Origin of the sequence: Streptomyces triticirhizae, assembly GCF_003696235.1 — a bacterium.
Classification (GTDB): Bacteria; Actinomycetota; Actinomycetes; order Streptomycetales; family Streptomycetaceae; genus Streptomyces; species Streptomyces triticirhizae.
The window spans coordinates 22,220-30,463 of record NZ_RFFJ01000057.1; the positions used below are offsets into that span (position 1 = coordinate 22,220).

Consider the following 8,244-nt stretch of genomic DNA (forward strand, 5'->3'; position numbering starts at 1 on the left):
CCGGCATTCTGATCCCTCCCGAGGGGTCGGTGACGTGGATGGGAAGACGTTAGAGGAGGGCACTGACAATGGCCGCTCTGCTAGAGAAGCTGAACAAATTGCTTTGGGTTTGGGGCAAGACTGATCAGAAAGGGATCAGTAGGCGATCAGGTGGTCCGTCGTGGAACCCGTTGATCGCCCACTCCCTCGACACCTCGGCCGTGGTGGGCGAGGTCTTCGACCGCTATCTCTCCGCCTCGGTCCGCCGCGTACTGGTGAACGCCTTCGGCCGGGGCGACACTGAGCGGGCCCGCCTGGTCCTGATGTTCCTGGCCGGGCTGCACGACCTGCCGGGCAAGGCCCAGCCGGGCTTTCTTGCCCGCTTCGCCCGCGCCAGGGACCCGAAGCTCAGGTCGGCCGCCGCCCGTTGGGAGGTCGGGGCGAGGGCCGCCGGGCTGCCGCTCCCCGAGGACCTGGCCTCGTACCAGGACCGCCCACACCAGCATGTGACCGCCCGCTACCTTCCCCGGCTGCTGGGCTGCGCCTGCGCCCGGTGCGGTGGCAGCGATCCCCGTTATGCCCGTCAACTGCACGCGGTCGCCCGCCTGTTGGGCGGCCACCACGGCGACATCCCGGGCAACGAGGCGCTGGCCGACGCCGCCCTCGCCCTCGATCCCGAGTTGCTCGAAGCCTGGCAGCGGGCCCATCGCGATCTCGTGGACGGCTTCGCCGAGCTGGTGGGGATCGACATCGACACCGTGGCGCCCTCCCTCGACCTGGCGCGGCCGTCGGCGTTGCCCCTGTTCACCGCGTTGGTGGTGTTCGCCGACTGGCTGGCGTCCGACGAAGAGCGGTTCCACTACCGCGAAGTGGACACCCCCGTCACCGCATGGTGGCGCGCCTCGCTGCGGGAGGCGGAGAGCGCCGTCGCCGAGCTGCGGCTGACGGCCTGGCGACCGCGCTCGTTGGCCTGGCCGGATCTGTTTGGCGAGGAGTCCATGCCGCGTCCGGCGCAGCGGGCCGCCATCGAGCTGCTGCCGGCGAGCGGTCCGGCCCTGGTGATCGTCGAGGCCAGCACGGGCTATGGCAAGACCGAGCTCGCCCTCTGGGCGGCCGCCGTGCTGACCAGGCGCAACGGCTACCACGGTTGCTATCTGGCGCTGCCCACCCGCGCCGCCAGCGAGAGCATCGCCGCGCGCTGCGCGGCCTTTCTCGAGCGGTCGATGGAGGCGCGTGCGATCGGCAACCTGGCCATCGCGCACGGTGCGGCCGCCGCCTCCCAGGCCGCCGAGCAGCTGATCCGGGCGCACCACGACCACCTGGCCGACCTGGCCCAGGCGATCAACATCGAGGAGTGCGAGAGCACGGCCGCCGTGCTCGACGAGTGGTTCCTCCGGGGAAAGCGGGCGCTGCTCTCCCCCTGGGGCGTCGGCACCGTGGACCAGATCGTGCTGGCCGCCCAGCCCTCGAAGCACTGGTTTCTCCGGCTCTTCGGGCTGGCCAACAAGGTGGTGGTGATCGACGAGGCGCACGCCTACGAGCTGTTCCAGCAGCGGCTGTTGGCCAACGCGGTCAGCTGGCTGGCGGACGCCGGCGCGTCCGTGATCGTGCTCTCCGCGACCCTGCCCAGCCAGGTGCGGACCAGCCTGGTCAACGCCTGGTGCACCGGCCACCGCACGACGGCCTCCGGAACGTTCCCCACGGCCCAGCCGGCGATCACGGTGGTGGACGCGCGGGGCACGGTCAACGCCTCGACGGCCTCGTCGAGCGGGCCCACCTCCGTTCGGTCGGCCGGGGCTTCGCCGGTGATGCGACTGGCGCGCCGGCCCGCCGAGGAGGGCGTACTCGCGGAGGAGATCCTGGCCACGGCCCGGCCAGGGGTCGTCGTGGGCGCGCTGCGGAACCGCATCGATCCGGCCATCGCGCTCTATGACGCCCTCCTCGCGGAGCGGCACGGGCACGGGGTGGCGAAGTCGGAGATCCTGCTCCTCCACGGCCGGATGCTTGAACGCGACCGACAGCGGGTGCAGCGGCGGCTGTTGGAGGAGCTGGGGCCGCACAAGGACCCGGAACTGCGCGCCACCGTGCCCAACCCGAGGCGACCCAAGCGGCTGATCGTCGTCTCGACCCAGGTGCTGGAGCAGTCCCTCGACGTCGACTTCGACCTGATGTTCACCGATCTGGCGCCCATCGACCTGCTGTTGCAACGCCTGGGCCGGATCTGGCGGCACGCGCTGAACGTCCGCGCGGTCGTCGAGCCCGAGCTGCGGGTGCTCTGGCGGGCGGACTTCGACGGCCTGCCCGAGCTGGGGAGGGTCGAGAAGGACAACGGGGTGTACGACCCGTATGTGCTCGGGCGCACCTGGCAGACGTTGATGGAACGAGGAGATCCGGAACGTGATCGACGAATCGTCCGGGTGGCGGTGCCCGATGACACGGCCGGACTGGTTTCGACCGTCTACGACCGGGGGCCGGAGGACGTCGCCGACCCGGTGCTGCGGGCCCGGCTGATCCGGGCGTTGCGCGGGTGGCGGGAGCAGCTGGCGGTGGAGGAGGCGGTGGCGGCCCAGTACAGCCTGCCGCCCTACACCGCGCGGGGCAGCGCCGCGCGGGCCGAGGACCTGGTCTCCAACTCCCTGGGCGAGGGAGACGACCCGGCCACGCCGGAGCGCCTGCGGGCCCTCTCCCGGCTGGGCGACCCGAGCTACGAGGTGATCTGCCTCTACCGACAGCCCGCCGGGACGCGGACGTTCGACCCCGAAGGCGAGCTTCCGGCCGACCTCAGCTACCACCCCCCGCACCGCCACCCCGAGCTGTGGCGCGAGCAGCAGCGCGCGCTGGCGATGAACACCGTGCGCCTGCCCGCGCGCTGGTTCAGGGGAGACCGGGGGCTGAAGCCGCCCACGGAGTGGCAGCGCGGGAACGGGGCGCTCCGCTACCGGCACACGCTGGAGTTCTCGCCGGACGGCGACTGCCTCACCAACCTCGCCGGCCGGGTCACCCTCGACCCGGAGCGGGGGTTCCGAAGGCTGGGCGGCTGACCCGGCGGCGTTCGGGTGGGCCCTCGCACGGGTGTCGTGGGTGGGAAGCGGAGGGGTGGCGGGGTGGGGGGCGGGGGTAGCGTCCCGGGTGCTGGTGCCCGGTGGCGTTCTGGAGGACCGATGTTCCGTACAACTCCCTTGCCCTACAAGGCCGTTACCTCTCTGGCGGTGAGCTGAGCGATGGTGGAGGAGAGCGAGTCCATCGGGCAGCGGCTGCGGCGGGCGCGGCTGCGGCTCGGGTTGACGCAGGCGGATGTCGCGGCGCGGCTGCGGCGGACGCAGAGCTGGGTCTCCAAGGTGGAGAGCGGCGACATCGAGCTGGACCGCGCCAGCGTGATCAACGCGCTGGCGGGGGTGTTGCACATCCACCCCAACGAGCTGATCGAGCGCCCGTTCACCGGCAGCACCGCCGAGAACCAGTGGCGGGTCTCGGCCGCCATGACCCTGCGGGAGCTGCGGCGCTACGACCTGGCGCCGACGTTCGAGGGCACCCCCGCCTCCTCGGCGGCGCTCTGGGGCGCGATGCGCCGGCTGCACCGGCTGCGGGACGACGCCGACAACACCGGCATCCTCGGCTGCCTGCCCGATCTGCTGCGCGAGGCACGGGCGTTGGCCGAGGCCGCCACCGGCGCCGAGCGCGAGGCGGCGTTCGCGGTCTACGCGGTGGCCTGCAAGTTCGCCCACACCTCGGCCCACGCGCTGGGCCACCCCGAGTTGATCACGCTGGCCGCCGAGCGGGCCACCTGGGCCGCCGAGCGGTCCGGGGACCCGCTGCTGCCGGCCGTCGTGGACTGGATGCGCGCCTGGGACATGTGGGCGACGGCCGACTGGGACGACGCGTTGGCGCTGGGCGACAAGGCGCTGCGCGGGATCTCGGACGCCTATGAGCGCGGCGAGCCTGCGGCGTTGCGGGTGTGGGGCTCGCTCCAGCTGCGCGCCGCCGTGTCCTCCGCCAGGGCGGGCAACGCCCAGGAGGCCGACCACCGGCTGGAGTTGGCCGGCGAGGCCGCCCGCCGGATGGCCGGCGGCCCCGAACTGGTCGACGATCGGCACTCGTTGACGTTCTCCGCCGGCAACGTCGGGATTCACGGCGTGAACGTCGCGCTGGAGCTGAGCCGGCAGGACGAGGCGCTGCGCCGCCACGAGCGACTCGACCCGGCCGTGGTGGCCGCCCTGCCGGCCTCCCGGCGCGGCCACTACCGGATGGACCTGGCCAGGGCCCACCTCTGGTCGGGCCAACGGGACCTCGCCGTCGCGGAGTTGTCCGCCGCCGAACGGATCGCCCCGCAGCTGGTCAGGAACCACCCGATCGCCCGCGCCACGCTGCGCCGCATCGTCTACGGCGAGCGGACCGGGGTGCGCGAGCAGCTGCGGAGGATGTCCGCCCGGTTCCATCTGAGCGCCTGACCGGCCGGCCGAGCGCCTGACCGGCCGGCCGAGCGCCTGACCGGCCGGCCGAGCGCCTGACCGGCCGGTGCCGGCGGCGTTCGGCGGCGGTCGCGCGCCCGGGGGCGATCCTCCGCGCCCCGCCGGTGATCCTCCACGCCCCCCGCCGCGATCGGCGGCGCGTCGCTGAGCTGCCGGTATTCCTCTCCCTCATGCCGAGGGTGATGGTACGGGTACTTTCGGTAGCGGGTCGCTCGTCGACGTCGCCGGAGGTGCCTTGTGCAGACAGAACGTTCCTTTCCCGTGTGGCTGCCGACCGCCGAGCAGGGGGCGCGCCCCGTGCCCTGCGGCCGTTGGTTCGACGCGGTCGGGGCGGGCGGCGTCGAGGGCGCGCGGGCGATCGCGCGCCTGGGCGAACGGACGGGGCCCGTGATCCATCTGCCGGCGGAGCACGCGATGTTCTGGCTGGTTCCGGTGGGTGCCGCCGACGGCTGGCGGCTGCCGGGCGTCGCCGTGTTGGGCGCGGGCGAGCGGCTCACCGTGCCGCCGCCCTCCCGCACCGAGGGGCCGTGCGCGCGGTGGCTGATCCCGCCGCGCCTCTCCTGCCTGACCGACCCGGCCGCGCTGCACGGGGTGTTGAACGTGGTGACGGCGGCCGGGCGCCGGACGCCGGACGCCTATCGAACGGTGGAGTGCCACATCGGCGCCCACCGTTCGTGCACCAAGGCGGTCGCCCCGCCGCCGCCCGTCGGCATCCCGGTGATCTACCTGGCCTGCGACTGCTGGTGCCACCAGCGCGCGGGCGAACCGAGCTGTGGCACCGTTGTCCCATGAGGCATCTGGGGATTCTCGGCCACAGCATGGAGGGCGCGGCCCTCTGCTTCCGCACGTTCTGCCGGTTCGGCTTCCAGCGGCTCGGGGAGCACCAGCACCCCGAAGTGACCCTGGACCTCATCCCGTTGGCGCGGAGTATGCCGGGCTGGGACGCCGGGGACCACGCGGCGGTGCGCCGGGTGCTCGCGCAGAGCGTGGAGCGACTGGCCGGCGCGGGGGCGGAGTTCTTCGTCTGCCCGGACAACACGGCGCATATGGCGCTGGAGTTGCCGGGCGAGCCGCTGGCGCTGCCCGGGCTGCACCTGCCCGACGTGGTGGCCGCCCGCGCGGCGCGGGACGGCCGGCGGCGGGTGGGCGTGCTCGGCACCCGCTATCTGATGGAGGGGCGGCTCTACCCGGAGGCGCTGGGCCGGCGGGACATCGAGGCGCTGGTCCCGGAGGCGGAGGACCGCGAGCTGGTCCACCGGACCATCTTCCACGAGCTGTTGAACGGGGAGGTCAGTCAGGACTCGCGGCGGGCGTTCGTCGAGGTGGTGGAACGGCTGGCGGCCCGGGGCTGCGACGCGGTCGCCCTGGTCTGCACGGAGATCCCGCTGCTGGTCACGGCCGAGGTGTCGCCGCTGCCCGTGCTGGACTCCACCCGGCTGGCGGCCGAGGCGGCCTTCGCGGTGTGCCTGGGCGAGGAGCCGGTGCCGCGGTGGCGGGGCGGGGCGGTGGAGGCCGTCGTCGGCTGAGCGGCTTCGGCTGAGCGGCTTCGGGTGACGGCCGTTGGGTGAGCGGCCCCGGATGACCGGCAAGTGATCGTGGTGGGAGGGAAGTTGATCAAACTTCTAGCCTAAGTCTCATGATCCCCGACCGGGTCTGGCCGATTGCCGCCTGACGGGAAGTCGGCCGGCCCGAGCCGGCGGAATTGTCAGACCCATGCGACAGCATGGGGGTCATGGCAGACCTCGTCATCCACGATGAGTGGCAGCTCCCGGCATGGCAGGAGACGGTGGGGCCCGGATGGGCGGCCCTGCTGATCCGGCTGCACCAGCAGCTGCTCGCCCTCGCGCCCGACTACCGGATCGAGAAGTGCGAACGCGGCCTCGGCGGCCTGCGCATCTGCGTCGCCGACCGCTTCGACGACCAGGGCGACTTCGACGGCCAGTGGGCGGACCTCGCGACCCAGCTCACCGACGCGACCGAGTCGGCCTCCGAACGCACCTGCGAGATCTGCGGCGGCCCCGGCCGCCCCCGGTTCCGGGGCGGTCGCGGCGAGGTCTGGATCACCGCGCTGTGCGACGGCTGCGCCAGCGACCTCACCCGCCGCGCGATACCGGGCGCCGCCGGCGCGGCCCCGGGCGGGGAGCGGTGACCGGCTCGGCCGGGCCCGGCGGACGTCAGTCGGGGGAGCGGCGCTGAACGGGGCCGAACCGGCCGGCCAGGGCCAGGCCCAGGCTGTCGAACAGGCCGTCGGCCGCCGCGAGTTCCTCGGCGGCGTGGGTGGTGGTCAGGGCGTGCACGGTGCAGCCGGCCGCCTTGCCCGCCGCCACCCCGGCGGGTGAGTCCTCCACGACCAGGCAGTCGCCCGGCGGCGTGCCGAGCGCGGCGGCCGCCCTGAGGTAGCCCTCGGGGTCCGGTTTGCCGGCCGTCACGTCGTTGGCGCAGACGTGCACCGGCGGGGCGGGCAGCCCCAGCCTGGCCATCCGGCGGCGCACGGCCGCGCCACCGCCCGAGGTGACCACGGCCCAGCGGTCGATGGGCAACGTCCGTAACACCTCCACCGCGCCGGGGAAGGCCGAGAGCGTGTGCTCCTCGGCCAGGGACAGCTCCGTCAGCAGCGCGTCCTCCTCGGGGAACGCCAGCTCCGGCGCGACCAGTGCCAGCACGTCGGGCCGCCGCCGGCCCTGCGAGGCGGCCCACACCGCCTCCGGGTCGAGCCCCCGCAGCACGGCCCAGGCGCTCCACACCCGGCGGTGCGGCGCCGCCGAGTCGATCAACACCCCGTCCACATCGAGCAGCAGCGCTTTGGCGCCGAGGAAAGGAAGACCTGTGGTCACGACACCAGCCTGCCACCGGTCCCGGTGGGACCGCCCGCCGCATCCGGCCAACCTGCTCCGACGCGCTTTCCGCGCCGCGCGACGCGCCCTCCGCGCGGTCCGGGGAGCCGCCGGCCTGGTGGGCGGCTCAGTGAGGGGTGTCCTTCGTGCGGACCGGCGCGGTGGTCAGCACGAGCGCGTTGTCGCCGGTGTAGCCCAGCAGGAGGGTGCTCTCGCCCCGGGTGACCATCGGATAGAGGTCGGTCCGCCGGCGGTCCACCGTGTCCCCGCCGATCCGCCCCAGCGGCACCAACGTTCCGTCGGTGGAGCGGATCAGCAGGTTCCACCGGCCGTGCGGCGCGGCCAGGGCCCGCTCGTAGGGGATGGTCAACAGCACCCGCCCGGTGGGCAGCACCCGCAGCGGGATGGTGAAGTCCAGCACGTCCGGCTCCTGTTGGCGCACCGCCAGCGCCAGCTCGGCCGGCGGGCCGTGCGGCGTCGCGGTCACCAGCGCGGACTCCTCGTCGAGCGTGATGTCGGCGACCTCGGCGTGGGCCGGCCGGCGCCAGGTGCGGATGGTGAGGTTCCCCTCCTTGGTGGTGTAGGGAATCCACGAGGTCACCCCGTCCTCACCCACCGTCGGCACCGCCCCGACCAGCGCCGCCTGCTCGACGCGGTGGGCCACCAGCCGCCGCGCCCTGGCCGCCGTCGAGGCCGTGACATAGGCGTCCCAACGGCCCTCGGCCAGCCGGTGTTCGGCCCTGCTGACGGTGCCGCGCCCCTCGCGGTCCAGAGGCAGCCGCAGCTGGCGGCCCTCCGGGTCGTCGCGCAGCCGCAGCACCAGGTCACCGGGCTCGGCCGGGGTCAGCGCCACGGTGAAGCCGCCGTCGGCCGTGGCGACGCAGTGCGCCGCCGGCCGCGCCGGCGCCTCCGCGCTGGCGGCCACCACCAGCCGCCGGTCCGGGCGGCGGCGCAGCCGGCCC

General features: G+C 73.9%; 6 protein-coding genes and 1 pseudogene. 5 read left to right on the forward strand and 2 right to left on the reverse strand.

Going from position 1 to position 8,244, the window contains the following annotated elements; translation table 11 throughout:
- Window positions 1-68 precede the first annotated feature (68 nt).
- The 5 genes from cas3 to EBN88_RS12755 all read left to right on the forward strand — a co-directional run bounded on the left by cas3 (window position 69) and on the right by EBN88_RS12755 (window position 6,597).
- Complete coding sequence (gene cas3 / locus EBN88_RS12735) at window positions 69-3,020, forward strand: CRISPR-associated helicase Cas3' (RefSeq protein WP_122183966.1); 2,952 nt, start codon at window positions 69-71, stop codon at window positions 3,018-3,020.
- A gap of 180 nt (window positions 3,021-3,200) precedes the next feature.
- Window positions 3,201-4,427 carry a helix-turn-helix domain-containing protein gene (locus tag EBN88_RS12740; protein ID WP_122183967.1) on the forward strand — a complete coding sequence of 409 codons (1,227 nt, stop codon included), beginning with the start codon at window positions 3,201-3,203 and terminating at the stop codon, window positions 4,425-4,427.
- Window positions 4,428-4,685: 258 nt separating this feature from the next.
- Window positions 4,686-5,240, forward strand: a complete 555-nt coding sequence (locus EBN88_RS31785) for a hypothetical protein (RefSeq protein ID WP_233580627.1) — start codon at window positions 4,686-4,688, stop codon at window positions 5,238-5,240.
- Complete coding sequence (locus EBN88_RS12750; protein ID WP_122183968.1) at window positions 5,237-5,974, forward strand: aspartate/glutamate racemase family protein; 738 nt, start codon at window positions 5,237-5,239, stop codon at window positions 5,972-5,974. The genes EBN88_RS31785 and EBN88_RS12750 overlap by 4 nt, the downstream gene beginning before the upstream one ends.
- A 206-nt stretch (window positions 5,975-6,180) precedes the next feature.
- Window positions 6,181-6,597, forward strand: a complete 417-nt coding sequence (locus EBN88_RS12755; protein ID WP_122183969.1) for a hypothetical protein — start codon at window positions 6,181-6,183, stop codon at window positions 6,595-6,597.
- Between the two features lie 25 nt (window positions 6,598-6,622).
- Here the strand turns inward: EBN88_RS12755 and EBN88_RS12760 are convergent, their stop codons facing one another.
- Window positions 6,623-7,282, reverse strand: coding sequence for an HAD-IA family hydrolase (locus tag EBN88_RS12760; protein WP_122183970.1), 660 nt, complete (start codon window positions 7,280-7,282; stop codon window positions 6,623-6,625).
- A 127-nt stretch (window positions 7,283-7,409) separates the two neighbouring features.
- Window positions 7,410-8,244 (reverse strand): annotated as a pseudogene (locus EBN88_RS30535) (glycosyltransferase family 4 protein); the annotation flags it as partial.